22 protein-coding genes, 1 tRNA gene and 1 pseudogene are annotated in these 24,207 nt (G+C 68.9%); 10 read left to right on the plus strand and 14 right to left on the minus strand.

Annotation, left to right across the window (positions count from 1 at the left end):
- Positions 1-36: 36 nt before the first annotated feature.
- Positions 37-327, minus strand: a complete 291-nt coding sequence (locus V5F48_RS07600; protein ID WP_394110699.1) for a hypothetical protein — start codon at positions 325-327, stop codon at positions 37-39.
- A gap of 257 nt (positions 328-584) precedes the next feature.
- Between V5F48_RS07600 and V5F48_RS07605 the strand changes: the two genes are divergently transcribed.
- Entirely contained in the window at positions 585-1,145 is a 561-nt protein-coding gene (locus V5F48_RS07605) for a hypothetical protein (RefSeq protein WP_394258212.1), read from the plus strand.
- 131 nt (positions 1,146-1,276) lie between these two features.
- Here V5F48_RS07605 and V5F48_RS07610 read toward each other — a convergent pair.
- Positions 1,277-1,352 (minus strand) — tRNA-Lys (locus tag V5F48_RS07610).
- A gap of 165 nt (positions 1,353-1,517) precedes the next feature.
- Between V5F48_RS07610 and V5F48_RS07615 the strand changes: the two genes are divergently transcribed.
- A complete protein-coding gene (locus V5F48_RS07615) occupies positions 1,518-2,684 on the plus strand; it encodes a M20 aminoacylase family protein (protein WP_394258213.1) in 1,167 nt (388 codons plus the stop codon).
- A 72-nt stretch (positions 2,685-2,756) separates the two neighbouring features.
- Here the strand turns inward: V5F48_RS07615 and V5F48_RS07620 are convergent, their stop codons facing one another.
- Both V5F48_RS07620 and gltX read right to left on the minus strand, forming a co-directional pair.
- Positions 2,757-2,999, minus strand: coding sequence for a sulfurtransferase TusA family protein (locus V5F48_RS07620; RefSeq protein WP_394258214.1), 243 nt, complete (start codon positions 2,997-2,999; stop codon positions 2,757-2,759).
- Positions 2,996-4,411: a glutamate--tRNA ligase gene (gltX, locus tag V5F48_RS07625; protein ID WP_394258215.1), complete on the minus strand. Its 1,416-nt coding sequence runs from the start codon at positions 4,409-4,411 to the stop codon at positions 2,996-2,998. Before gltX ends, V5F48_RS07620 begins: the two co-directional genes overlap by 4 nt.
- 293 nt (positions 4,412-4,704) lie before the next feature.
- Between gltX and V5F48_RS07630 the strand changes: the two genes are divergently transcribed.
- Positions 4,705-6,948: a ComEC/Rec2 family competence protein gene (locus V5F48_RS07630; RefSeq protein WP_394258216.1), complete on the plus strand. Its 2,244-nt coding sequence runs from the start codon at positions 4,705-4,707 to the stop codon at positions 6,946-6,948.
- A 168-nt stretch (positions 6,949-7,116) separates the two neighbouring features.
- Here the strand turns inward: V5F48_RS07630 and lexA are convergent, their stop codons facing one another.
- From lexA to V5F48_RS07675, 9 genes are all read right to left on the minus strand, one after another.
- Entirely contained in the window at positions 7,117-7,830 is a 714-nt protein-coding gene (gene lexA / locus V5F48_RS07635; RefSeq protein ID WP_394258217.1) for a transcriptional repressor LexA, read from the minus strand.
- A 106-nt stretch (positions 7,831-7,936) separates the two neighbouring features.
- Positions 7,937-9,199, minus strand: coding sequence for a molybdopterin molybdotransferase MoeA (locus tag V5F48_RS07640; protein ID WP_394258218.1), 1,263 nt, complete (start codon positions 9,197-9,199; stop codon positions 7,937-7,939).
- A gap of 118 nt (positions 9,200-9,317) precedes the next feature.
- Entirely contained in the window at positions 9,318-9,806 is a 489-nt protein-coding gene (gene moaC / locus V5F48_RS07645) for a cyclic pyranopterin monophosphate synthase MoaC (protein WP_394258219.1), read from the minus strand.
- A 126-nt stretch (positions 9,807-9,932) separates the two neighbouring features.
- On the minus strand, positions 9,933-10,352 hold the full coding sequence (locus V5F48_RS07650) for a DUF2147 domain-containing protein (RefSeq protein ID WP_394258220.1): 420 nt from the start codon (positions 10,350-10,352) through the stop codon (positions 9,933-9,935).
- 78 nt (positions 10,353-10,430) lie between these two features.
- Complete coding sequence (gene trpC, locus V5F48_RS07655) at positions 10,431-11,222, minus strand: indole-3-glycerol phosphate synthase TrpC (RefSeq protein ID WP_394258221.1); 792 nt, start codon at positions 11,220-11,222, stop codon at positions 10,431-10,433.
- On the minus strand, positions 11,219-12,253 hold the full coding sequence (gene trpD, locus V5F48_RS07660; protein WP_394258222.1) for an anthranilate phosphoribosyltransferase: 1,035 nt from the start codon (positions 12,251-12,253) through the stop codon (positions 11,219-11,221). Before trpD ends, trpC begins: the two co-directional genes overlap by 4 nt.
- Before the next feature lie 398 nt (positions 12,254-12,651).
- On the minus strand, positions 12,652-13,275 hold the full coding sequence (locus tag V5F48_RS07665; RefSeq protein WP_394108750.1) for an anthranilate synthase component II: 624 nt from the start codon (positions 13,273-13,275) through the stop codon (positions 12,652-12,654).
- Between the two features lie 175 nt (positions 13,276-13,450).
- The gene (trpE, locus tag V5F48_RS07670; RefSeq protein ID WP_394258223.1) at positions 13,451-14,962 is read right to left on the minus strand and encodes an anthranilate synthase component I; all 1,512 of its coding nucleotides are present in this window, start codon (positions 14,960-14,962) and stop codon (positions 13,451-13,453) included.
- A gap of 14 nt (positions 14,963-14,976) precedes the next feature.
- Entirely contained in the window at positions 14,977-16,869 is a 1,893-nt protein-coding gene (locus V5F48_RS07675) for a peptidylprolyl isomerase (protein ID WP_394258224.1), read from the minus strand.
- A gap of 153 nt (positions 16,870-17,022) precedes the next feature.
- Between V5F48_RS07675 and tpiA the strand changes: the two genes are divergently transcribed.
- A complete protein-coding gene (tpiA, locus tag V5F48_RS07680) occupies positions 17,023-17,787 on the plus strand; it encodes a triose-phosphate isomerase (RefSeq protein WP_394258225.1) in 765 nt (254 codons plus the stop codon).
- 173 nt (positions 17,788-17,960) lie between these two features.
- Here tpiA and V5F48_RS07685 read toward each other — a convergent pair whose 3' ends face one another.
- Entirely contained in the window at positions 17,961-18,440 is a 480-nt protein-coding gene (locus V5F48_RS07685) for an outer membrane protein assembly factor BamE (protein ID WP_394108754.1), read from the minus strand.
- Positions 18,441-18,637: 197 nt separating this feature from the next.
- Here V5F48_RS07685 and V5F48_RS07690 point away from each other — a divergent pair, with 197 nt between their 5' ends.
- From V5F48_RS07690 to V5F48_RS07715, 6 genes and pseudogenes are all read left to right on the plus strand, one after another.
- Positions 18,638-19,201: a ubiquinol-cytochrome C chaperone family protein gene (locus tag V5F48_RS07690; RefSeq protein ID WP_394258226.1), complete on the plus strand. Its 564-nt coding sequence runs from the start codon at positions 18,638-18,640 to the stop codon at positions 19,199-19,201.
- Positions 19,198-19,704: a YceD family protein gene (locus V5F48_RS07695; RefSeq protein WP_394258227.1), complete on the plus strand. Its 507-nt coding sequence runs from the start codon at positions 19,198-19,200 to the stop codon at positions 19,702-19,704. Before V5F48_RS07690 ends, V5F48_RS07695 begins: the two co-directional genes overlap by 4 nt.
- Positions 19,705-19,871: 167 nt before the next feature.
- On the plus strand, positions 19,872-20,942 hold the full coding sequence (gene plsX / locus V5F48_RS07700; RefSeq protein WP_394258228.1) for a phosphate acyltransferase PlsX: 1,071 nt from the start codon (positions 19,872-19,874) through the stop codon (positions 20,940-20,942).
- A complete protein-coding gene (locus tag V5F48_RS07705; RefSeq protein ID WP_394108758.1) occupies positions 20,939-21,913 on the plus strand; it encodes a beta-ketoacyl-ACP synthase III in 975 nt (324 codons plus the stop codon). Before plsX ends, V5F48_RS07705 begins: the two co-directional genes overlap by 4 nt.
- A gap of 206 nt (positions 21,914-22,119) precedes the next feature.
- Positions 22,120-22,437, plus strand: a complete 318-nt coding sequence (locus tag V5F48_RS07710; RefSeq protein WP_394108759.1) for an integration host factor subunit alpha — start codon at positions 22,120-22,122, stop codon at positions 22,435-22,437.
- A 164-nt stretch (positions 22,438-22,601) separates the two neighbouring features.
- Positions 22,602-22,877, plus strand: a pseudogene (locus tag V5F48_RS07715) (MerR family transcriptional regulator); the annotation flags it as partial.
- Positions 22,878-24,207 lie beyond the last annotated feature (1,330 nt).

Below are 24,207 nucleotides of genomic sequence, written 5' to 3' on the forward strand. Positions count from 1 at the left end.
GCAACGGCGCGCCTGGACGGCCTGCAGGCTGAACCTTCAGCGCGTCCTGGCGGCCCGAGCGACCGGCTTTGGGGCCGCTTCGGTCTCGCCGCCCTTCCGGAACATGTCCGACGCGGTCAGGATGATGAGCGACACCAAGGCCACGGCAGTCGCGGTCAGGGCATAGATGATCAGGAACGGATAACCGAAGAAATAAACCAGCGCCGCGAAGCACACCACAAGATTTGCGATGAAATAATATTTGGCATCCGGCGCTCCGTAGATGGCATCCTTGAGGAACCACCCGAAGACGGGGACACGAAGGGCGACGCGCGCGGCTGTTTCCATGATCGGACCTGAATAAGCGTTGAATTGATCTCAATCCGGACACGGAATTTGATCTAGCGCAAAAATGGCTGATCCGGCTGCCCGCATCAAGCGGCCTTACTGACGCAGCAGCGGTTCAGGGGTTCAGTTCGCGGGGGCTTGAGGCGCGGCAAAAGGTCGTGTGGGGCCTACTGGCCGGCAGCCGGATTATGATGGATTTTTCATGCCCACCCACGACGGCACGCTCCGGTCCTAGTGACGCAACCCATCCGCCGCGCATGACAGACGCCGCCATCGTCAAGCTGTGGGCAGGGATGAAAGAGATTGGAGATGGGGGTTTGAGCGCCATGATCTTCTTCCACGATTTACCAATCTATCGACTGTCGCCCGATGCATTTGAGGCGGAAAACCAGCGATCTATCGATCAGTGCATTGCCAACTCGTTCGGGTCGTGGGATGTCCCCCAGGAACATATTGATCGTTCGAGACGGATTCTGACAGTAAGTGCCATCCAACGCGGTGGAGCATGGGAGTTTAATGAAGTCGTTGGGTTCCTTCGACTTCATTTTGTCGGTTCTCAAATCCGTGGAGAATACGTAGGAACCGATCGAAAACGCATATATCGGACGAGACGCAAGGTTTTCCATTTCAAAACCTGGAAGCTGGCACCTGAGGTGGAAATAGCCGACACCAATGACGACCAGTCAATTTATCGCTCGGTGACGGCCTACGTTGATCGTTGTCGCCGCGAACTGCCCCTCAGGTACTTTGATGACCGTTGGCTCCGAGAGGTAGGGCCGTTCCTGAACTGGAAGGCTCTGAGGCAAGCCGGCCGCTAAAAACATGCAATCCGTCGCACAAAAAATATGGGGGCGATGAACAAAAGTCGCATGTGCGACCGCGCGCCCCCGGTACAGGGGCGCATTTTCGTCCTGTTTTCAGGTGTCCGATTTTAAGCCATTAATTTCATTGGTGAGCCCGTCGGGATTCGAACCCGAGACCCCATGATTAAAAGTCACGTGCTCTACCGGCTGAGCTACGGGCTCACTCGCCGCTGTGGTTAGGATGCCAAGGCGGCAGGGTCAAGGCCGGTGGCGGCAAGGCCTTGGGAAAGATGCGCCGGGCCGCCGCAGGGCCTGTGCATATCCCAAGCCCATTGACCGGCTGGCCCCCCATGCCCACCATGGCTCTTCATTGCTGCTGGAATTGCCATGCCCGTCCATAATCACATCGCCTGCGGCGCCGACGAGATCGCGGCCTGGCGCCAGGATTTCCATCGCCATCCCGAGCTCATGTACGAGCTGCCCCGCACCAGCGCCGCGGTGGCCGAGAAGCTGCGCGCCTTCGGCTGCGACGAGGTGATCACCGGGCTGGGACGCACCGGCGTGGTCGGCATTATCCGCGGACGCGGGGACGGGCCGATGATCGGGCTGCGGGCCGACATGGATGGCCTGCCCATCACCGAGCAGACCGGCGCCGCCTATGCCTCCCAGGCACCGGGCGTCATGCATGCCTGCGGGCACGATGGCCATACCGCCATGCTGCTGGGCGCGGCGCGCCATCTGGCGGAAACCCGCGCCTTCTCCGGCACCGCCGTGCTCATCTTCCAGCCGGCGGAGGAGGGCGGCGCCGGCGCCAGGGCCATGATCGACGATGGCCTGTTCGCTCGCTTTCCGGTGAGCGAGGTCTACGGCATGCACAATCTGCCGGGGCTGCCCGTGGGCCGCTTCGCCATGCGGCAGGGCGGCATCATGGCCTCGTCCGACCGCATCGAGATCCTGGTGGACGGCCGCGGCGCCCATGCGGCCCGGCCCAACCAGGGGGTGGACGTGGTGCTCACCGGCGCCGCCATCGTCACCGCCCTGCAGCAGGTGGTGTCGCGCAATCTCGATCCGCTGGCCGCCGCGGTCATCTCCATTCCCATGTTCCATGCGGGGGAGGCGGACAATGTGCTGCCGCCCCGCGCGCGGCTCGCCGGCACCATGCGCGCCCTCGATCCCCATGTGCGCGAGATCCTGCGCGTCCGCATCGCCGCGGTGGCGGAAGGGGTGGCGGCGGCCCACGGCGCCACGGCGACGGTGAGCTTTTCCCAGGGCTATCCCGTCACCCGCAACCACGCGGCGCAGACCGCGTTCGCAGCCGAGGTGGCGGCGGACGTGGCCGGCCTGTCGGAGGTGGACGCCGCCGCCCCGCCGCTGATGGCGGCGGAGGATTTCGCCTTCATGCTGGAGGCCAAGCCGGGCGCCTATATCTTCATCGGCAACGGCCCGTCCGCCGACCTGCACCATCCGCAGTACGACTTCGCGGATGCCGCCATTCCCTTCGGCGCGTCCTATTGGGTGCGGCTGGTGGAACGGGCGCTGCCGCTTTCGGTCTGAACCGAAGGCGCCCGGGCTTCAGCCCGGGCCTCTGAGTATTTTGCCGGGCTTTCAGCCCGGCTTGCGCAACCTTCAGCCCGCCTTGCGCAAAATGAAGGTGAGGAGGCCTTCCGCCACCGTGCGCTCTTCCAGCATGGCGCCGGTCTCTTGCGCCAGGTGGGGAATGTCGATCACCGCCATGGGATCGGTGCAGGTGACCACCAGGCGCGTGCCGGCGGCCGCGTCCTTCAGCGCCTTGCGCGTGCGCAGGGCGGGCAGGGGGCATTTCAGCCCTCTGAGATCCAGCTCCACGGTCCCGGGCGCGGGCGCCTTCAAGCCGCCTGGTCCTTCAGCCGCGCCAGGCTCTCCTCCCGGCCGAGCACGGTGAGCACGTCGAAGATGGGCGGGGAGGTGGGCTTGCCGGTCAGCGCGGCCCGCAGCGGCTGGGCCACGGCGCCGAGCTTCACGCCCTGGGCCTCCGCATAGGCGCGCACGGCGGCCTCGGTGGCGGCGGCGGTCCACTCCACCTGTTCCAGCGCGGGCACGAGGCGGCCGAGATGGGCGCGGGCCTCGGGCGAGAGCAGGGCGGCGGCCTTTTCATCCAGCGGCAGCGGGCGCTCCGCGAAGATGAACTCGGCGTTGTCCACCAGCTCCACCAGGGTCTTGGCCCGTTCCTTCAACCCCGGCATGGCGGCGGCGAGCTGGGCGCGGCGCTCCGGCGTCATGCGGGCGAGGCGGTGCTCGGCATCGGGCAGATGGGGCACCAGCGCATCGATGGCCGACAACAGCTCGGCATCGCTGGAGGCGCGCATGTAATGGCCGTTGAGGCTTTCCAGCTTCTGGAAATCGAACCGGGCGGCGGAGCGGCCCACCTTGTCGAGGTCGAAGAAGGAGATCATCTCGTCGGTCGAGAACACTTCCTGGTCGCCATGGCTCCAGCCGAGCCGCACCAGATAGTTGCGCAGCGCCGTCGGCAGGTAGCCCATGTCGCGATAGGCATCCACCCCGAGCGCGCCATGGCGCTTGGAGAGCTTGGCGCCGTCGGGCCCATGGATGAGCGGGATATGGGCCATGCGCGGCACCTCCCACCCCAGCGCGCGGTAGATCTGGGTCTGGCGTGCCGCATTGGTCAGGTGGTCATCGCCGCGGATGACGTTGGTGACGCCCATGTCATGGTCGTCCACCACCACGGCCAGCATATAGGTGGGATTGCCGTCCGAGCGCAGCAGGACGAGGTCGTCCAGGTCCTTGTTGGGGAAGGTCACGGTGCCCTGCACCATGTCGTCGATCACGGTCTCCCCCTCCTGCGGCGCGCGCAGGCGGATGACGGGATCGCGGTCCTTGGGCGCCTCGGACGGGTCGCGGTCACGCCAGCGGCCGTCATAGCGCGGCGGGCGGCCTTCCTTGCGGGCCAGCTCGCGCATCTCGTCCAGTTCCTGCGGCGTGGCGTAGCACCGATAGGCATTGCCCTGCGCCAGCATCTCGTCGACCGCGGCGCGGTGCCGCTCGGCCCGGGCGAACTGATAGATGGGATCGCCGTCCCAGGTGATGCCGAGCCACTCCAGCCCCTCGATGATGGCCTCGATGGCCGCCTTGGTGGAGCGCTGGCGGTCCGTATCCTCGATGCGCAGCAGCATCTTGCCGCCGGTGTGGCGGGCATAGAGCCAGTTGAACAGGGCCGTGCGCGCCCCGCCGATGTGCAGGAAGCCGGTGGGAGAGGGAGCGAAGCGGGTGACGATCTGCGACATGGGGGGAACTCGGCGAGGCTCGGTCCGTGGGGGCGGACAGGCGAGCGGACGGGGCAGGGCAGCGCGCGGGCGATGCACGGGCCGGCAGGGGCAAGAGCTTCGGCAGGAGCGTCAGCACGAGCTTCAGCCCCGGCAATCCCTTGCCGACCGCGCGGGAATGCACGCACCATGGCACGCGGGAGGCGCCCGTGTAGCATAGGCGCCGGGCACAAGGAACACGGCCGCCCTTTCCGGCGGACGAGGGGGCGGATGCCCTTGATCGGAACGGGCTGTAGCGGGGCATCTGGGGCGACATGACGCAGCAGGACCAGCACCCTGCGCGAACCCGTGGACGGACCGCCGTTCTCGGCGGCGCGCGTGTATCTGCGCGCCCGGCGCCGCCGGGCCTGGCCCATGTCCTCGATGCGCTCAGGGCCCGCCTTGCCGCCGATCTCGCCGCCGAAGCCGCCTCCGGCCGGCTCATCCTCTGGCTTCCGGCGGCCTTCGCCCTTGGCATCCTGTTGTATTTCGGCGCGGCGCAGGAGCCGTCCCTGGTCGTCGCCGTTGGCCTTTGTTCCCTCCTCGTCGGGAGCGCGATCGTGCTGCGGGCGCGGCCGGTGGCGTTCGGGGCGGTGGTGACCCTTGCCGCGGTGGCGGCGGGCTTCGCCACGGGCAGCGTGCGCACCGCGCGGGTGGCGCACGAGATCGCCGTACCGGGCAAAACGCCGGTTCGGCTGTCCGGCTTCGTGGAGCGGGTGGAGCATCGCGCCAAGGGGGATCGCATCCTGCTGCGGCTCGACGCCGGCCCGGTGAAAGGTCTCGATCCGGTGCCGCGCCTGGTTCGCCTCACCCTGCGCAAGGGGTGGGCGCCGCCGGTGGGCACCCGCATCACCCAATTGACCCAGGTGCTGCCGCCACTGGGGCCGGCCATGCCCGGCGCCCATGATTTCGGGCGGACGCCCTGGTTTGCCGGCATCGGCGGCGTGGGCTACGGCCTGGGGCGACCCAAGCTTGCCGGGCCGGCCGAGCCGCCCCTGTCGGTGCGCATCGCCATGGCGGTGGACGCGGCGCGCGACAGCCTGACCCGTCGCATCCGCGCCTCGCTCACGGGCACGCCGGCGGAAATCGCCGTGGCCCTGGTGGCGGGCGACCGCTCCGCCATCGCACCGGAGGTGGAGGAGAGCATGCGCGTGTCCGGGCTCACGCATATCCTGTCCATCTCCGGCCTGCACATGGCGCTGGTGGCGGGCACGCTGTTCGCGTTCGTGCGCGGCGGCCTGGCCCTGGTGCCGGCGCTGGCGCTGGGCTTTCCCATCAAGTCGCTGGCGGCGATCATCGCGCTCACGGGTAGCGCGGCCTATCTCGTGCTCTCCGGCAACGATGTGCCGGCGCAGCGGTCGTTCGTGATGACGGCGCTGGTGCTCAGCGGCGTGCTGGCGGGGCGGCCGGCGCTGACGCTGCGCACCGTGGGCGTGGCCGCAGTCTGCGTGCTCGCCTTCACGCCCGAGGCAGCGCTCGATCCCGGAACGCAGATGTCGTTCGCCGCCACCCTGGCCCTCGTCGCCGCCTATGAGCGCCTGCAGCCCCTGCGCGCCCTGCCGCGCCCGGACGGATGGATGGGACAGGCCGCCGTCTGGCTCGCGGTGCTGGTGGGCGGAACCATGCTGACGTCCCTGGTGGCGGGACTGGCGACGGCGCCCTACGGCATTTTCCACTTCCAGCGCGTGGCGCCCTACGGCCTCCTCGCCAATCTCGCCGCCATGCCGGCGGTCTCGTTCCTGGTGATGCCGTTCGGCCTGCTGGGCGTGCTGCTGATGCCGCTGGGCTTTGATCATCTGGCCTGGCCGGTGATGGGCAAGGGCATCGAGATCATGGTGGCGGTCTCCGATGCCATTGCAGTGCTGCCGGGCGCCGACGTGCGGGTGGATGCGGTCGGCGCACCGACGCTCGCGCTGTTCAGCCTGGGGCTTGCCGCTTTGTGCCTGCTGCGCGGGCTGCTCACCGCCCTCGCCCTCGTGCCGTTCTCCCTCGCCCTGCTGTTGGCCGGCGCGCCGGCGCGGCCGGACCTCCTCATCGCACCCGATGCCCAGACAGTGGCGGTGCGCGGGCCGGACGGGCGACTTTCGGTCCTCGGCGCACGCAGCCAGCGGCTGGTGGTGGAACAATGGATGACCCGGGAGGGCGACATGCGGAGGGCGGAGGCGGAGGGACTTGCCACGCTGTTCACCTGTGATCCGCTCGGCTGCACCGCGCCCCTGCCGGGGGGTGGCACCATCGCCGTATCGCGGCGGGCGGAAAGCCTGGAGGCCGATTGCCTTGAATCGCGCATCGTCGTCACCCGGGATGTGCCGCCCCGGCGCTGTCCGGCCCAGGTGGTGACACCTGAAGCGCTCCAGCGCACCGGCACCTTGGCCTATCACTTCCGCAACGGCACCTGGCACGTCGAGCCGACACGCAGGCCCGAGGTCCAGCGCCCCTGGATGCCGCCCCTGCCGCCGGAACCCGCGCCATCGCGCCCGCCGACGGACGATCCGGAAGCCGACGCCGCGTCGGAGTAATCCGCAGCATGGACCCCCGATGTGTTCCGGAGAGTGGACGCATCGCAAGGTGTAAAAAGCAGGGGTGAGAAGCGTCGCTCCAGAAGAGCCGGCCCCGTTGAGCATGGCGACCGCCACGCCCCTCACCCCGTTCTGGTCTTCCCCCTCGATTGGGGGAGGAAACGGAAATCAATACCGCCGCATAAGGCCGATCAGGCGGCCCTGGATGCGCACCCGGTCCGGCCCGAAGATGCGGGTCTCATAGGCCGGGTTGGCGGCTTCGAGGGCGATGGAGGCGCCCTTCTTGCGCAGGCGCTTCAGCGTCGCCTCCTCGTCGTCCACCAGGGCGACGATGATGTCGCCGGTGTCCGCCGTATCGCATTTACGGATCAGCACGGTGTCGCCGTCGAGGATGCCGGCCTCGATCATGCTGTCGCCGCGCACCTCCAGGGCGAAATGCTCGCCGCTGCCCAGCATCTCGGGCGGGATGTTGAGGGTGTGGCTGCGGGTCTGGATGGCGGAGATGGGTGAGCCCGCTGCGATCCGCCCCATGACCGGGACTGTGACCACCTGACCGGCGCCGTCATCATCGTCCGAGGCCGGCCGCACCTTGCCGAGGCTGCCCTCGATGACGGAGGGGGAGAAGCCGCGGCTGGCGGCCCGCGGGATGGCGAGGCCCGGAGCGACACTGTCCGGCAGGCGAACCACCTCCAGCGCCCGGGCGCGGTTGGGCAGGCGGCGGATGAAGCCGCGTTCCTCCAGGGCGGTGATCAGGCGATGGATGCCGGACTTGGACCGCAGGTCCAGCGCCTCCTTCATCTCGTCGAAGGAGGGGGGAACGCCGGTCTCCTTCAGCCGCTCATGAATGAAGCGAAGCAGGTCATATTGCTTGCGCGTCAGCATCTCTCGCCCCCTGCTGGCGCTCGCCCGGCGCCGCGAAACAAATCATGAACAGCTTCTATCTGTTCCTTTTGTGTTCCGCAAGTGGTGAAGGCAGGGTTAAGGCCGCTCAATCGTCAAAGGGGATGATCTCGCACGGGTCTCCGGCCTTGGCGGCAGGGGCGAAGGGCGGGCGGATCAGGAGGCAATCGGCGGCCGCCAGCACGCTCAGCATGGCGCTGTCCTGGGACGCGCAGGGCGTCACATGCACCGTTCCGTCGGCGTGCCGGTCCATCCGGGCGCGCATGAAATCGCGGCGCACATCGTTGGCCGGCACGTCCACGGCGAGGCGCGCCGGTGCGGTTACCGGGCCGGGCGCCGAGTCGCCCTGAAGCGCGCGCAGAAGCGGCACCAGGAACACCATGGCGCAGACGTGGGAGGAGACCGGATTGCCCGGCAGGCCCAGCACCCGCACACCGCTTTTGCTGCCGAACATCAGCGGCTTGCCGGGCCGCAGCGCGATCTTGTGCACGAAGAGTTCAACGCCTTCGGCGCGCAGGGCCGGCCCCATGAGGTCATGGTCGCCCACGGAGGCGCCCCCGGAGGAGACGACCAGGTCGAACGCGCCCGAAAGCGCCTGCGCCACCACCGCGCGAATGGCGGCCAGATCGTCCCGCACCAGGCCGAGATCGGTCACGTCCGCACCGGCGCGGCGGGCGAGGGCGGCAAGGCCGAAGGCGTTGGAGACGACGATTTCGCTGTCGAGGCCCGTGCCCTGGCCGGGCAGCACCAGTTCGTCGCCGGTCTGCAGCAGCGCCACGCGCGGACGCCGCGCCACCGGCAGTGTGGCATGGTCCATGGCGGCGGCGAGCATGATGTCGCGGCCGGTCAGCCGCCGCCCGGCCATGAGCCCCGGCGTGCCGGCGGTAAAGTCGCAGCCCTTCTTGCGCACGTTACGCAGGGCGGCCGTCGGGGCCGTGGTGGTGATGATCTCGCCGTCGCGGCTGGTGTTCTCCTGGATCACCACCGTATCGGCACCCTCCGGCACCACCGCGCCGGTGAAGATGCGCACCGCCTCGTTCGGCCCCACAGCACCGGCGAAGGGCCGGCCCGCCGCCGATTCGCCGATCACGGCGAGGCGCGCCGGGGTCTGGGCGATATCGGCGCCGCGCACGGCATAGCCGTCCATGGCGGACATGTCGGCGGGTGGCTGGGTGCGGCGGGCGGGCAGGTCCTGCGCCAGCACCCGTCCATCGGCCAGCGCCACCGCCACCTGCTCGACGCCGAGGGCCGACGCGTCGGCCGTCACAAGGGCGATGGCCTCCTCGACGCCCATGAGCGGCGCCTTCTTCCCTGCCGGCTTGTCCATGCCCGTTGTCGCGCTCGGTTCCATCCGTGGCTCCGCCTTCTAGAGCGTTTTCCGCTCGCCTTGGCTCACGGAAATCGCTCTAGAATCTTGTGTTGACGCGTTTTCTTCACGCGAACCGGTACCCACTTCGCTCGAAAACGCTCTAGTCCGTGGGCAGTTCCGCGCGGAAATGCCCGCTGGCGCCGCCGGATTTCTCCAGCAGCCGGATGCCTTCAATTCGCATGCCACGGTCGGCGGCTTTCGCCATGTCGTAGATGGTGAGGCAGGCCACCGAGACCGCGGTCAGCGCTTCCATTTCCACGCCAGTCTGGCCCGTGGTCTTGGCCCGCGCCGTCACGTAAAGGCCGGGCAGGGCGGCATCCGGGACGACCTCCACCTCCACCTTGGTGAGCATGAGCGGGTGGCACAGGGGGATCAGTTCATGGGTGCGCTTGGCTGCCATGATGCCGGCAAGGCGCGCGACGCCCATGACATCGCCCTTCTTGGCATTGCCGGAGAGGATCAGGTCGAGGGTCGCGGGCGCCATGGCCACGCGGCCCTCGGCCAGCGCCTCGCGGGCGGTCGCGGCCTTGTCGGACACGTCCACCATGCGGGCTTTGCCCTCGGCGTCGAGATGGGTCAGGCGCGCCATTTCCGTGGGTGGTCCCGGAATCGTTTCATGCGGGACGGAAGATGGCGCCCGCGGCGGGTCCTGTCCACCTCGGGACGGGAGGCAGAAGGCCGCCGGGGGCGTTCGTGCGGCAAAAGGGCGTCCGCCTCAGCGCAGGCGGGTCCAGACCTGCGTCTTGCAGAGCGGCGCCACCACGCAGCCGCGCAGCTTCAGGGAGTTGTCACCGTCGAGGGTGAGGGAGCCGGAATAGGTCTTGCCGTCTTCGGCATTGTAGATGCTGCCGCCGCCCCATTCATTGGGCCCGCCCGAGAAGCCGGAGAGGATGGTGACGCCCTTCACCGGCCGGCTGCGCAGGGAGGCGTTGGCATTGTTCACGTCCTTGAGGTTGGGATCGGCGCTGATCCCCTCGGAGGACACCAGCCGGCCGCACAGGCTGGCGCCGCACTTGGAAATCTCCACCTGGCCGCCCCGCGACGGAGTCTGCCACAGGCCGACAGGGTCGGCGGCCAGCGCCGGGGCACAGAACAGACCGGCAATGGCAAGGCCGGCGAACAGGCGCAGTCTCATGAAATTCCTCCCGAGGGGTGCGGCTCGCTTGCGGAGCCGTCACGCCCATTAAGGCGGAACTTTACGTATACGGCAAGCCTAGCCCGCAAGAAGCTGTGACGTGGCGGATGCGACATCATCCTGCCGCATCAGGCTTTCGCCCACCAGGATGGTGCCGATGCCCACCCGGGCCAGCCGCGCCACGTCCTGCGGCGTGAAGATGCCGCTCTCGCCGATGGCGATGCGGTCCTTCGGCACGCGGGGGGCAAGGCGCTCGGAGGTCTCCAGCGCGGTCTCGAAGGTGCGCAGGTTGCGATTGTTGATACCGATGAGACGGCACGGCAGGTCCAGCGCGCGCTCCAGCTCGGCGTCGTCGTGCACCTCCACGATGGCGTCCATGCCATAGGCGGCGGCGGCATCGGCAAGGTCGCGGGCGAGCAGGTCGTCCACTCCCGCCATGATGATGAGGATGCAGTCCGCCCCCCAGGCGCGGGCCTCCACCACCTGGTAGGTGTCGTACATGAAGTCCTTGCGCAGCACCGGCAGGCTCACCGCCGCACGGGCCGAGCCGAGGAATTCCGGCGCGCCCTGGAAGGACGGGGTATCGGTGAGCACCGACAGGCAGGTGGCGCCGCCGCGCTGGTAGGCGCGGGCCAGCGCCGGCGGATCGAAATCCTCCCGGATCAGGCCCTTGGAGGGGCTCGCCTTCTTGATCTCGGCGATGAGTGCGGTGCGCCCCTCGGCGAGGCTGGTGGCGATGGCCTCGGCGAACGGGCGCACGCGCGGCGCGGCCCGGGCGGCGGCCTCGATCTCCGCCAGCGGGCGGGTGTGCTTGGCGACGGCGATCTCGTCGCGCTTGTAGGCTTCGATCTTCTTCAGGATATCAATCATTGGGCCGCCTCCGGCGCCAGCTTCTCGGATATGGCGACGAGGTGCTCCAGCCGCGCGCGGGCGGAGCCGGTATCAAGGCTCACCCGCGCCATCTCGACCCCCTCTTTCAGGTCCTTGGCCCGGCCCGCCACCACCAGGGCGGCGGCGGCATTGAACAGGGACACGTCGCGATAGGCGCCCTCGGCGCCGTCCAGCACGGTCCGGAGCGCCTTGGCATTGTGCACGGCATCGCCGCCCTTCAGGTCCTGCGCCGGATGGCGCTTGAGGCCCACGTCCTCCGGCGCCACGGTGAAGGTGTGGATGCGCCCCTCGTCCAGCACGGCGATATCGGTGTCGCCGGAGATGGTGATCTCATCCAGACCGTCGGACCCGTGCACCACGAAGGCCTTTTGCGATCCCAGCGTGCGCAGCACCTCGGCCAGGGGCACGATCCATGACTTGGCGAACACGCCCACCATCTGGCGCGTCACGCCGGCCGGATTGGAGAGCGGGCCCAAGAGGTTGAAGATTGTGCGCGTGCCCATCTCCACCCGCGTCGGCCCCACATGCTTCATGGCGGGATGATGGGAGGGCGCGAACATGAAGCCGATGCCGGCCTCCGCGATGCAACGGGAGATGCCGGCCGGATCAAGGTCGATGCGCACGCCCAGCGCCGCCAGCACGTCCGCCGCCCCCGACTTGGAGGACAGCGCCCGGTTGCCGTGCTTGGCCACCGGCACGCCGGCCCCCGCCACGATGAAGGAGGCGCAGGTGGAGATGTTGTAGGAACCGGAGGCATCGCCACCGGTGCCCACCACGTCCACCGCCTCGATGGGCGCCTCCACGGGCAGCATCTTGGCGCGCATGACGGAGACCGCGCCGGCGATCTCCTCCACCGTCTCGCCGCGCACGCGCAGGCCCATGAGCAGCGCGCCCATCTGGGAGGGGGTGGCCTCGCCCGACATCATCTTGTCGAACACGTAGGCCGCCTCGTCGCGGGAAAGGCTCGCGCCGGTGGCCACCTTGCCGAGCAGGGGTTTGAACTCGTTCATGTCTCGTCCTCAGCCCTTGATCGCGGGGCGTTCAGTGATCTTCCTCTCCCGCTTGCGGGGGAGGGCCGGGGAGGGGGCTCCATCCCGGTGACCACGTCAGCCAGACTGGCGTCGATGCCCCTTTTCCCCCTCCCACCCCTCCCCCGCAAGCGCGACCTCTGCAAAAGGTCCTTGAGCGGCCGTCCTCCCCTCTCCCCTTGCGGGAGAGGGGCTGGGGGTGAGGGGTCCCCATCACGAGAAAAACGCCTGTCTGTTTAGTACAGTCGCACACCCCTCACCCCGACCCTCTCCCGCAAGGGGAGAGGGAGAACCGGCTTCCGACACCGACCAGCGGTGCCTTTCCAAGAGCTCTCGCAAGCGGGAGAGGGCTTTTTCGGGTCGGCCGCCTCAGCCCTTCGTCAGCCCTTGGCCTTTTGCGCATTGAAGGCAGCGGCGATCTCGAGAAAATTGCGGATGAGCGCGTGGCCGTTCTCCGAGGCGATGCTCTCTGGGTGGAACTGCACGCCGTGGATGGGCAGGCTCTTGTGGGCGAGGCCCATGATCAGGCCGTCCGCCGTGTGCGCGGTCACCTCCAGCGCGTCGGGCAGGGTGTCGCGCTCGACGATGAGGGAGTGGTAGCGCGTCGCCTGGAAGGAATGGTTGAGCCCGCGGAAGACGCTTTTGCCCTCGTGCAGGATCTCGCTCAACTTGCCGTGCATGGGGGTGGGCGCGCGCACCACGTCGCCGCCGAACACCTGCCCGATGGCCTGGTGGCCGAGGCACACGCCGAAGATCGGCACGCTCTCGCCCGCCTTTGCAATGAGGTCGAGGCAGATGCCCGCCTCGTTGGGGGTGCAGGGGCCGGGGGAGAGCACGATGGCGTCGGGCTTCTCGGCCAGCACCTCCTCGATGGTCACCTTGTCGTTGCGATGGACGGTGACGGTCGCGCCCAACTCGCCCAGGTAATGCACGAGGTTGTAGGTGAAGCTGTCGTAATTATCGATCAGCGTGACGCGCGGCGCGGTTTGACTGGCGACGGACATTTGCGGCTCCGGGTCCCGCGTGCTGCGGGTGCGGGATGGCGGTGTTAAAGCGAGGGTCGGCGCGGGGTCAATCGGGCAACCGCCGCAGCTCCCTCTCCCGCTTGCGGGGGAGGGGTGGGGAGGGGGCTGCTCCGGGAGCTTCACCATCGCTCGTGCCGGATCGCGCCCATCGCCCTCACTGCCCCTTGCCGGCGCGGGCGGCGAAGCGCACCGCCTCTTCCCCGGCGCGGAACAGGGCCTTGGCCTTGTTCACGCATTCCTGCTGCTCGCTCTCGGGCACGCTGTCGTAGACGATGCCGGCGCCGGCCTGCACATACATGCGGCCGTCCTTCACCACGGCGGTGCGCAGGACGATGCAGGTGTCCATCTCGCCATTGGCGCCGAAATAGCCGATGGCGCCGGCATAGATGCCGCGCTTGTCCTTCTCCAGCTCGTCGATGATCTCCATGGCCCGCACCTTGGGCGAGCCGGAGACGGTGCCGGCGGGAAAGCCGGCGGCTAGTGCGTCCACCGCGTCGAAACGCGGGTCCAGCGTGCCTTCCACGTTGGAGACGATGTGCATCACCTGGCTGTAGCGCTCGATGAAGAAGCTGTCGGTCACCTTCACCGTGCCGATCTGCGAGACCCGCCCGGCATCGTTGCGGCCGAGGTCCAGCAGCATGAGGTGCTCGGCGCGCTCCTTGGGATCGGCGAGAAGCTCGGCGGCCAGCGCGTCGTCCTCCACATGGGTCAAGCCGCGCTTGCGGGTGCCGGCGATGGGACGGATGGTCACCTGCCCGCCGCGCAGCCGCACCAGGATCTCCGGGGAGGAGCACACCACCGAGAAGCCGTCGAAGTTGAGATAGACCAGGAACGGCGCCGGGTTCACGCGCCGCAGCGCCCGGTAGAGGGCGAAGGGCGGCAGGGTGAAGGGGCTCTCGAAGCGCTGGGACAGCACCACCTGAAAGATGTCGCCGGCGCGGATATAGTCCTTGGCCTTCTCCACCATGGCGCAGAATTCGTCCGCGCCGGTGTTGGAGACCGGCACCACCTCGCCGTGGAACGGCTCCGGCGCCGGATGGGCGATGGCGCGGTCAAGGCCGGCCACCACCTGGTCGAGCCGCTCCAGCGCCGCCTCATAGGCCGCGCGGGGGGAGACGCCCTCCTTCGGGCGCACCGGGGTGACGGCGGTCAGCTCGTCCTTCACCGCATCGAACACCACCATGAGGGTGGGGCGGATGAGCAGCGCCTCGGGCACGCCGATGGGATCGGGCTTGGCGGGCGCCAGCTTCTCCATCTGCCGCACCATGTCGTAGCCGAGATAGCCGAACACGCCGGCCGCCATGGGCGGGGCGCCGGCCGGCAGGTCGATGGCCGATTCGGCGAGCAGGGTGCGCAGCGCCACGAGCGGCGGCTCGGGGCAGGGGACGAAGGCATCCTTGTCGGTGGCCGGGGTGCGGTTGATCTCGGCCTTGTCGCCGCTGGCGCGGAAGATGAGGTCGGGCGCAAGCCCGATCATGGAATAGCGCCCGCGCGCCTGCCCGCCCTCCACCGATTCGAGGAGGAAGGCGTTGGGCGTGTCGCCGGCGAGCTTCAGGAAGGCCGAGACCGGGGTTTCCAGGTCGGCGACGAGGGTGGTGGAGACCACCTGCGCCTCGCCCTTCAGGTAGCGCGAGGCGAAGAGATCGAAATCGGTGGGTGCGTTCACGGGTCGGCCCACCTTCAGTTGGTCGCGCCCGCGCCCGTGGCCTGGGCGATGAGCTTGTCGTTCACCTTCACGCCGATCTCCTTCTGGATGGCGGAAAGATACTGCAGCAGCACGTCATTCTCGATCTGCCGCGACAGCTCGGCCGAGGCGCGCGAGGTGTCCATGTCCGGCGGCGGCACCATGATCTTGGTCACCTCGAACACGACGCGATCCGGCTCGGTGGTGCCGAGCGCGACGCCGAAGCCGCCCTCCTTCACGTCGAACACGCTGGCGATGCTCTCGGCGCTGAACGGCCCGGCGGCGCGGCCCCGGCGCAGGCTGTCGGCGATCTGGAGCGGCAGGTCCACCTCGGCCGCCACCTGGGCCAGCGGGGTGCCGGCCCTGGCCTTGTCGAGGAGCGCCGTGGCCTTGGCCTCCACCGCCTTCTCCGTCTCCGCCTCGGTCCAGCGGACGGTGACGGCGGCCCTGGCCTCGTCGAAGGTGCGGTCGCGGGCCGGGGTGATGGAATTGGTCTCGTACCAGACGAAGCCGCCGTTCTGCGGCAGCTGGACGGTGTCGGTCTCCACCCCCGGCTGGGCGGCGAAGGCGCCGGACAGCACGTCCGAGCCGCCGGGTACGTCCGCCGGCTCCCCCGCCGGCGTGCGGCCGGAACGGTCCACCGCGTCGAACACCTGGAGCGTCAGGCCCAGCTTCTGCGCCACCTCGACGAGGGTGGAGCCGGAGGCGCGCTCGTCCTCCACCTGGTCGTGCTTGTCGAGCAGCGCGCGGCGGGCGCGATCAAGGCGCAGGTCGGCGATGATCTGGTCCTTCACCGCCTCGAACGGCAGGCGGGCGCCGGGCACAATCTTCGTGACGTGCACCAGCACGGTGCCGAAGCGGCCCTCCACGGCGCTCACCGCGCCCTCGGGCAGGGTGAAGGCGGCGTCTGCGATCTTCGGATCGAGGATGGCGGACTTCGCCACAAGGCCGAGGTCGGTGTCCTTGGCGGTCAGGCCGCGCGCGGCGGCGATGTCGGCGAAGCTGGCGCCGGCCTTGATCTTCTCGTCGGCGGCCTTCGCATCGGCGGCGGAGGTGAAGACGATCTGCTGCACCTCCCGCTGCTCCGGCGTGCCGAAGCGGGAGAGATTGCGCTCGTAATCGGCCTTCGCGTCGGCCTCGGTCACGGTCTCGGCGGCGGCCAGCGTCGCGGGGGTCAGCGCCAGGACGCTGATCTTGCGATACTCGGGAGCGCGGAAGGTGACCTTGTGGGCATCGAAATAGGCGCGCAACGCCTCGTCCGTGGGGGCTTCGAGCGGACCGGCGGCGGCCGGGGTGACGCGCACGTAGGACGCAGTGCGCGTCTCGTTCTCGAAACGGCCCACCGCATCGATGAGCACCTGCGGCACCGCGACACCGGCGCCCAGCGACTTCAGCATCTGGTCGCGCACGGCGCGCTGGCGCTCGGAGGCCACGAAACGCTGTTCGGTCAGGTTGTTCGAGCGCAGGATCTGCTGGAAATAGGCCGGATCGAAGCTGGTCGCGCCGGGGCGGCGGTAATTGGGGTTCTCCGCGATCTCGCGCGCGATCTGCTCGTCCGACACCGCGAGGGCGAGGCGGGAGGCCTGTTCATCCAGCGTGGCGTCGGCGATCATCTGGTTGAGGATCTGCCGGTCGAGGCCGAAGGCGCGCGCCTGGTCCGGCGTGATCGGGCGGCCGGCACGGCGGCTGATCTGCTGGAGCTGGTCGAGATACTGCCGGCGGAACGCGTCGGCAGAAATCTCGGTTGCGCCGACGCTCGCCACCGCGGTCGCGCCCATGCCGCGGAAGACATCCGCGATGCCCCACACCAGGAAGCTGAGCGTGAGCACCACGAGGAAAATCTTGGCGATCCAGCCGGACGCGCCCTTACGAAGGGTCTGAAGTACCATCGACGGTTCGTTCTCGTTTTGGCCGGGTCCGGCGCGAAGCGGCGCATGATAGTGAGGCCGCCATGCTCCCGCAACGGCGCATCTTGATGCCTTTTGGCCGGGAAAGGGCTCTGATAGAGCGAGCCCTGATCAACACTAGAGGAGAGCCGAACCATGCCCGCTTCCCGCCGCGTCCTGATCGCCGGCAATTGGAAAATGAACGGGCTCAAGAGCTCCCTCGCCGAGATCGAGGCCCTGGCCGCGGGCTATGATGGCGACCTCAAGGCCAAGCTGGACCTCCTCGTCTGCCCGCCGGCGACACTTCTCATCTCCGCCGCCGAGCGCCTCGCCGGCTCCGGGGTGCTGTTGGGCGGCCAGAATTGCCATCCCGCCCCCGCCGGGGCCCACACCGGCGGCATTTCCGCCGAGATGCTGAAGGATGCCGGCGTCACCTCGGTCATCGTCGGCCATTCGGAGCGCCGCACCAACCTGTCGGAAAGCGATGCGGTGGTGATGGCCAAAGTGAAGGCCGCGTGGTGCTTCGGGCTGCTGCCCATCGTCTGCGTGGGCGAGACCGCCGAGGAGCGCGACGCCGGAGAGGCCGTGGGGGTGGTGACGCGGCAGGTGCGCCAGTCGCTGCCGGAAGGCTGCACGGCAGCCAACCTGGTCCTCGCCTACGAGCCGGTCTGGGCCATCGGCACCGGCCGCACCCCGACCCCCGAGGACGTGGCCAACATCCACGGCACCATCCGTTCCGTGCTCAGGTCGCAGTTCGGCGTCGAGGCGGACGGCATCCGAATCCTGTACGGCGGCTCGGTGAAGCCGGACAATGCCGCCACCCTCATGGCGGTTGCCGATGTGGACGGCGCCCTGGTGGGCGGCGCCAGCCTGAAGGCAGCGGATTTCCTCGCCATCGCCCGGGCGACCCCGGCGCGGTGAGACGCGACGCCGGTGACGGCGGATGGCGTGCGGCGCCAGGTCTCCCGCCGCACCGTGTGCCTCGTCTTTGATGACCGGTCCCTGGTGAGCGATCCTTGGTGAGCGGTCCTTGGAAATCCTTCCCTGCGGAACCCGGACCTCCGGGTTCCGGCCCATCTGCCCTGTGCCCGCACTCAGAACGTGATGAGGCCGATCATCTGCTTGATGAGGCTCAGTTCCTCGCCGCTGGTGGGCGTGGTCTGGGACACGAAGTCGAACACCTTGCCATCCTTCAGCCCGTACTGGGCGACACGGCTGACGCGCTTGTTCTTGTCGAAATAGATGGCCAGCACCTTCTGCTCGGTGATCTCCGGCTTCAGGAACGCCACCTTCTGCGCGGTCTGCGAGATATAGAAGAAGGCCTCGCCGTTCACCGTCGCGACGGTGGAGGGGGTGCCGAGCACCAGCAGCACCTGCTCCTGGCTCGATCCCACAGGCACCTGATCCAGCGCGCCCTCGGCCAGCACGTAGCCGCGCTGGTAGGTGCGGGTGATGCCTGAAATGGTGGTGCCGCTGCCGCCCACCATGTCGCCGCAGCCGGCGAGCCCGAGCGCCGCGAGAAGCAGCGCTGTAGTGGCGGTCCGGTATCCGGAACCCGCGTTTTCGGAGTTCATGCCGCCCCGCATGTCCTTCATCTCATGTGACGCCACACGCTTCCCCATATGTTCGCTCGCCCGGCCCTGACGGGCCGGCGCCTGCCGCCGCCGCATCGCCTCCGCATCGCCGCCCCTTGCCACAAGGGCGGAGGCGCGTTACGCCGCTTGGCCGAATGCCAGTCCCACCGCCTGGACCGTCTCGCCCCGGATTTGCGATGTTCAACCTGTTCCGCTCGTCCAAGACCCGCGCGATGTCGCGCGCGACCATCGAGCGCCTGTATGGCGCGATCGTGGCACAGTCGCGGCGGCCGGACTTCTACACCGACTTCGGCGTGCCCGATACGCTGGAAGGGCGGTTCGAGATGGTGGTTCTCCACACCGTCCTCGTCTGCCACCGCCTGAAGGGCGGCGACACGGCGGAACGCTCCATGTCGCAGGACATCTTCGATGCCTTCGCCGCCGACATGGATGCCGCCATGCGCGAGGTGGGGATCGGCGACCTGACCGTGCCTAAGAAGATGAAGAAGATCGGCGAGGCCTTTTATGGCCGCGCCGCCGCCTATGACGCGGCCCTGGCCGCGGCGGACGACGCCGCGCTGGTCCAGGCCCTGTCCCGCAACCTCCTTTCCGCCGGCGAAGCTGAACCTTCGCCTGAAGCCGCTGCGCTCGCCGCCTATGTGCGCGCTGCCGCGGCGAAGCTCGATGCAACGCCGTTCGAGGTCCTGGCCCGCGGCGTGCTGGAGCTGCCCGACCCCGCCGTGCGGGAGAACGAGACATGACCGATCTGCCCTATTCCTATCCCTTCACCGTGCTCGATCTGCCTGCCGGCGGCTTCGATCTGGCCCTCGCCCTTGATGCCGCCACCTGCGCCGCCATCGCCCGCCTCGCCGGCGTGATTGCGGTGGAAGACGTGAAGGCCAACCTTCACCTGGCGCCCGAGGGCGGGGCAGGGGCCCATGTGACCGGCCTTGTCACCGCCACCATCCGGCAGGCCTGCGGCGTCACGCTGGAGCCGTTCGATGCCCCGCTCTCCGAGGAGATCGACGTGCATTTCGTGCCGCCCGGCACCTACAAGCCCACGGTGACCGACGAAGAATCCGAGATCGACCCGCCTGACGAGATCGAGGACGGGCGGATCGATGCCGGCGCGCTGGTATGCGAATTCCTCATTCTTGGCATCGATCCCTATCCCCGCAAGCCCGGCGCCGTGTTCGAGCCGCCAGCCGAGGACGCCGCCGCCTTGCCCTTCGCCGCCCTGGCCCGGCTGAAGGACGCCGAGTGACGCCAATTTCGCTGGGGCGCATATGAACGCCGCACGCCAGTTGCGATGCGGGCGCGAGACGCTATTGTCCGCCCGCCGAAGCGTCAGCCGTCATGCGGGGAGGACTTTCACTCCCGGGCGCCGGCACCGTTAAACCCGCAAGAAAGCCCAAGGGACACCCGCCTGAGATGACCGCACCCGTCCGCATCGCCCTCGACGCCATGGGCGGCGACCATGGACCCGAGACGGTCCTTGCCGGGGCGGAAATCTCCCTCTGGCGCCATCCGGACACCTCTTTCGTCCTCTATGGCGACGAGACGCGCGTCGCCGAGGTGCTGAAAAGCCACCCCAAGCTCGCCGCCGTCTCCCGCATCGTCCACACCGACGTGGTGGTGGGCATGGACGACAAGCCGAGCCAGGCCCTGCGCCGCGGCCGCTACAAATCGTCCATGTGGCGCGCCATCGATGCGGTGAAGCTGAAGGAAGCGGACGTGGCCGTCTCCGCCGGCAACACCGGCGCGCTCATGGCCATGGCCAATTTCAACCTGCGCACCATGCCGGGAATCAGCCGGCCGGCCATCGCCGCCATCTGGCCGACCCTGCGCGGGGAAAGCGTGGTGCTGGACGTGGGCGCTTCCATCGGCGCCACCGCCAAGAGCCTGGTGGAAATGGCCATCATGGGTTCGGCCATGGCCCGCGTCCTGTTCGACCTCGAAGCCCCCACGGTGGGGCTGCTCAATGTGGGCGTCGAGGAGATCAAGGGCGTCGAGGAGGTCAAGGAGGCCGCCCGCATTCTCCGCGAGGAGGTGGTGGGCGTGAACTATCGCGGCTTCGTCGAGGGCAACGACATCGGCGCCGGCACCGTGGATGTGGTGGTCACCGAGGGCTTTTCCGGCAATATCGCGCTGAAGACGGCGGAAGGCACCGCCAAGCAGCTCGGCTCCTACCTGCGCGCGGCCATGGGACGCACGCTGAGGGCGCGACTAGGCTACCTCCTCGCCCGCGACGCCTTCCGCGTCCTGCGGGAGAAGATGGACCCGCGCCGGGCCAACGGCGGGGTGTTTCTCGGCCTGAACGGCATCGTCATCAAGAGCCACGGCGGGACCGACGCGGAGGGATTCGCCGCCGCCGTGGATCTCGCCTACGACATGGTGCGCAACGAGCTTCTCGCGCGCATCGAAAAGAGCCTCGTCGGCCGCCAGCCGCCCGACGTCGCAATATCCCGGCCGCAGGCCGCAGGGGTGGAAGGCCAATCGTGAGCGGAATCAGGTCCGTCGCCCGGGGGTCCGGGTCCTATCTGCCCGAGAGGGTGCTCTCCAACGACGATCTCGCGCGGCGCATCGACACGTCCGACGACTGGATCGTGCAGCGCACCGGCATCCGCCAGCGCTATATCGCTGCCGAGGGCGAGTTCACCTCGCATCTGGCGCTGAAGGCCGCCGAGCGCGCGCTCGCCGATGCGGGATTCGCCGCGCGCGACATCGACCTCATCATCCTCGCCACCGCCACCCCGGACCAGACCTTTCCCGCCACCTCCGTGACGGTGCAGGCGGAATTGGGCATCACCCGCGGCGCGGCCTTCGACATCCAGGCGGTGTGCTCGGGCTTCGTGTTCGGCCTTGCCACCGCCGACGCCTATCTGAAGACCGGCGCCTTCGAGCGGGCGCTGGTGATCGGGGCGGAGACCTTTTCCCGCATCCTGGACTGGGAGGACCGCGGCACCTGCGTGCTGTTCGGCGACGGGGCAGGGGCCATGGTGCTGGAAGCGGTGCGGGAGGATGACGCCCACGGCGCCGGCATCCTCACCACACACCTGCGTTCGGACGGGCGGCATCGCGCCAAGCTGTTCGTGGACGGCGGGCCGTCCTCCACCGGGACGGTGGGCCATCTGCGCATGGAAGGCCGCGAGGTGTTCAAGCATGCCGTGGGCATGATCACCGACGTGATCGAGGACGCTTTCGCCGCCACCGGCGAAAGTGCCGCGAGCATCGACTGGTTCGTGCCCCACCAGGCCAATCGGCGCATCATCGACGCCAGCGCATTGAAGCTCGGCATCGCCCCCGAAAAAGTGGTGACCACGGTGGACCAGCACGGAAATACTTCTGCCGCCTCCATTCCCCTGGCGTTCGACCTTGCGGTCAAGGACGGGCGCATCAAGAGGGGCGATCTGGTGCTGCTGGAGGCCATGGGCGGAGGCTTCACCTGGGGATCGGCGCTCCTGCGTTGGTAATTGATTTAAGTCGTTGACCGACCTTGGCAAGCGCGGCTAGTTTGCGTTGCACATCCTTCGCCAGTACTGGGTCGCTTTCGAGCGTGCGGCGATGTTTCCGTCACATTCCTGAAGCGTGCTCTGTTAAAATTGCCGAAGTTCTGCGATCCGCATCCGTCGAACGGGGCTTCGAGCGGATCGCTTTCTTTCTGGGGCCGGGGTGACAAATGGCTGGTCGGACCGTAACGCGGGCGGATCTGTGTGAGGCCGTCTATCAGCAGGTGGGGCTGTCTCGCACCGAATCCGCCCAATTGGTGGAAATGGTTCTGAAGGAGATCGCCGACTGCCTGGCCCGCGGCGAGACGGTGAAGCTCTCTTCCTTCGGCTCCTTCGTCGTGCGCGAGAAGGGCGAGCGGGTCGGCCGCAATCCCAAGACCGGCGAGGAAGTGCCGATCGAGCCGCGCCGCGTCATGGTGTTCAAGCCCTCCAGCATCCTCAAGCACCGCATCAACGGCACCGTGGGTGACGAGGTGGACGACGACTGACCCGCCCAAAGGGCAGGGGACGGCGACTGACCCGCCCAAAGGGCGGGGACAAGGCGCGACGCGCCGCCGCGCAGGGACCCACTACAACTTCCCGCCCGCCGCGATCACCCGTATGATTCCATCCGGACTTCAGGGCGATTCGGTCGATTGAGGCGGGAGACACGGTGGACGCGCGCGACACGGAGAAAGCTCCGGACGCCTTCCGGACCATCAGCGAGGTCGCCGAAGACCTGGCCCTTCCGCAGCACGTCCTGCGGTTCTGGGAGACGCGCTTCCCCCAGATCAAGCCCATCAAGCGGGCCGGCGGCCGGCGCTTCTACCGGCCGGAGGACGTGGACCTCCTGCGCGGCATTCGCCACCTGCTCTATACGGACGGCTTCACCATCAAGGGCGCCCAGCGCATCCTGAAGGACCAGGGCGTGCGCTATGTCCAGGACCTCGGCATGGAGCGCGAGGTGGCGGTCATGCGCGCGGCGAAGCCGGCGCGCGGCGAGGCCGGGGACGGCATCACCTTCGGCGGCCTGCTGGGCCTGTTGCCGCGCCGCCGGCCCAAGGCGGGGCCGGGTGGCAGGGCAGGGGAGGACGACCTGCTCCCCGAGTTGCCCGACGTGGCCGAGCTGCCCCTGCCGTTTCCGGATGCCGAGGCCGACCGCGAGCTTGCGGATGAGCCGCCGGAGCCCCCCATCGCCTTCAGGCCGGCGGCCCGGCCCCGCGACCGCGCGCCCCTGCAGCGCGACGAGCGCCACGCCTCCGCCTTCGAGGCACCGGGCCAGCGGCGCGAGCCGACCCTGGGCGCGGAGGTCGCGCCCACCGTCGCGCCGCACACCACACCGCACACCACACCCCGGACGCGGGAGCGGCTGGAGCCCATCCTCGCCCCGCAGCGGCCAAGCCGAGGCCCCGCCGCCCGCGTGTCCCAGCGGGATGGCGCCGAGGGCATGGCGGCTTCGCCCCATTCGCCCGCTTTCGACGATCCGCTGCTGCCGTTCCTTGACGACATCCCGGTGTCGGTCTCCGCCGTATCCGAGCCCATCGAGGCGCGCATCCAGCGCCTGCGCGCGCAGGAGCGGCGGCCCATGCGCCCGCACGAGACCGCCGAAGACGCGGAGCTGCCCGAGGACGACGCTCCGCCGCGCGCCCGCCGCGCCGCATCTCTGCTGGACCCGCCGGAGGACGAGGATATGCGGCCCGCTCCGCGGCGTCCCTCCGCCCCTGCCGAGGCCCGGCGCCCGGCTTGGGAAGAGGATGACCGTCTGCAAAGCGAAGGGTTCGCGGACCCGTTCGCTCCCCGTGCCCGGCGCAGCCCTCCAGCCGAGGCCTATGACCACGAGGCCGACCCGCCGGCACCGGCCCCGCACCGGGGCGCCGGCCCGGTCACACGGCCCGCGCCGCCGCGCTCCCGCGACGCGTTTACCCGCGACGACTTTGCCCGCGACGACTTTACCCCTGAGCGGCCTGCCCGCGATTTGCCCGGCGCGCCGCGACGGGATCAAGGCCGCGATCCGCGTCGGGGCCCCATCGTGCAGGATGGGGAGTGGCGGCAGACCGACTGGGTGGAGGCGACGTGGCACGGCGCAGCCGGGGATCGCGCCGGCAGGTTGGCCTCCGACGCGGCCGACGATGCGCTCCCTGAAGACGATGAGCTGCCTTATCGCCCCATCGAACGGCCGTCGCGCGCCCCGCGCCATGGCGCCATGGCCGCCGATCCGGAGACCGAGATGATGAACGAGGAGCGGCGACGGCCCCCCCTCTCGCCGCCCCGTGGGGAAC

It is taken from the genome of Xanthobacter autotrophicus ATCC 700552 (assembly GCF_043194565.1).
Taxonomy (GTDB): Bacteria; Pseudomonadota; Alphaproteobacteria; order Rhizobiales; family Xanthobacteraceae; genus Xanthobacter; species Xanthobacter autotrophicus_F.

Excerpts from the sequence above, each read along its gene's own strand:
- V5F48_RS07600 (WP_394110699.1), bottom strand. The coding sequence starts at position 327 with ATGGAAACAGCCGCGCGCGTCGCCCTTCGTGTCCCCGTCTTCGGGTGG.
- V5F48_RS07605 (WP_394258212.1), top strand. The coding sequence starts at position 585 with ATGACAGACGCCGCCATCGTCAAGCTGTGGGCAGGGATGAAAGAGATT.
- V5F48_RS07615 (WP_394258213.1), top strand. The coding sequence starts at position 1,518 with ATGCCCGTCCATAATCACATCGCCTGCGGCGCCGACGAGATCGCGGCC.
- gltX (WP_394258215.1), bottom strand. The coding sequence starts at position 4,411 with ATGTCGCAGATCGTCACCCGCTTCGCTCCCTCTCCCACCGGCTTCCTG.
- V5F48_RS07630 (WP_394258216.1), top strand. The coding sequence starts at position 4,705 with ATGACGCAGCAGGACCAGCACCCTGCGCGAACCCGTGGACGGACCGCC.
- lexA (WP_394258217.1), bottom strand. The coding sequence starts at position 7,830 with ATGCTGACGCGCAAGCAATATGACCTGCTTCGCTTCATTCATGAGCGG.
- V5F48_RS07640 (WP_394258218.1), bottom strand. The coding sequence starts at position 9,199 with ATGGAACCGAGCGCGACAACGGGCATGGACAAGCCGGCAGGGAAGAAG.
- moaC (WP_394258219.1), bottom strand. The coding sequence starts at position 9,806 with ATGGCGCGCCTGACCCATCTCGACGCCGAGGGCAAAGCCCGCATGGTG.
- V5F48_RS07650 (WP_394258220.1), bottom strand. The coding sequence starts at position 10,352 with ATGAGACTGCGCCTGTTCGCCGGCCTTGCCATTGCCGGTCTGTTCTGT.
- trpC (WP_394258221.1), bottom strand. The coding sequence starts at position 11,222 with ATGATTGATATCCTGAAGAAGATCGAAGCCTACAAGCGCGACGAGATC.
- trpD (WP_394258222.1), bottom strand. The coding sequence starts at position 12,253 with ATGAACGAGTTCAAACCCCTGCTCGGCAAGGTGGCCACCGGCGCGAGC.
- V5F48_RS07665 (WP_394108750.1), bottom strand. The coding sequence starts at position 13,275 with ATGTCCGTCGCCAGTCAAACCGCGCCGCGCGTCACGCTGATCGATAAT.
- V5F48_RS07675 (WP_394258224.1), bottom strand. The coding sequence starts at position 16,869 with ATGGTACTTCAGACCCTTCGTAAGGGCGCGTCCGGCTGGATCGCCAAG.
- tpiA (WP_394258225.1), top strand. The coding sequence starts at position 17,023 with ATGCCCGCTTCCCGCCGCGTCCTGATCGCCGGCAATTGGAAAATGAAC.
- V5F48_RS07685 (WP_394108754.1), bottom strand. The coding sequence starts at position 18,440 with ATGAACTCCGAAAACGCGGGTTCCGGATACCGGACCGCCACTACAGCG.
- V5F48_RS07690 (WP_394258226.1), top strand. The coding sequence starts at position 18,638 with ATGTTCAACCTGTTCCGCTCGTCCAAGACCCGCGCGATGTCGCGCGCG.
- V5F48_RS07695 (WP_394258227.1), top strand. The coding sequence starts at position 19,198 with ATGACCGATCTGCCCTATTCCTATCCCTTCACCGTGCTCGATCTGCCT.
- plsX (WP_394258228.1), top strand. The coding sequence starts at position 19,872 with ATGACCGCACCCGTCCGCATCGCCCTCGACGCCATGGGCGGCGACCAT.
- V5F48_RS07710 (WP_394108759.1), top strand. The coding sequence starts at position 22,120 with ATGGCTGGTCGGACCGTAACGCGGGCGGATCTGTGTGAGGCCGTCTAT.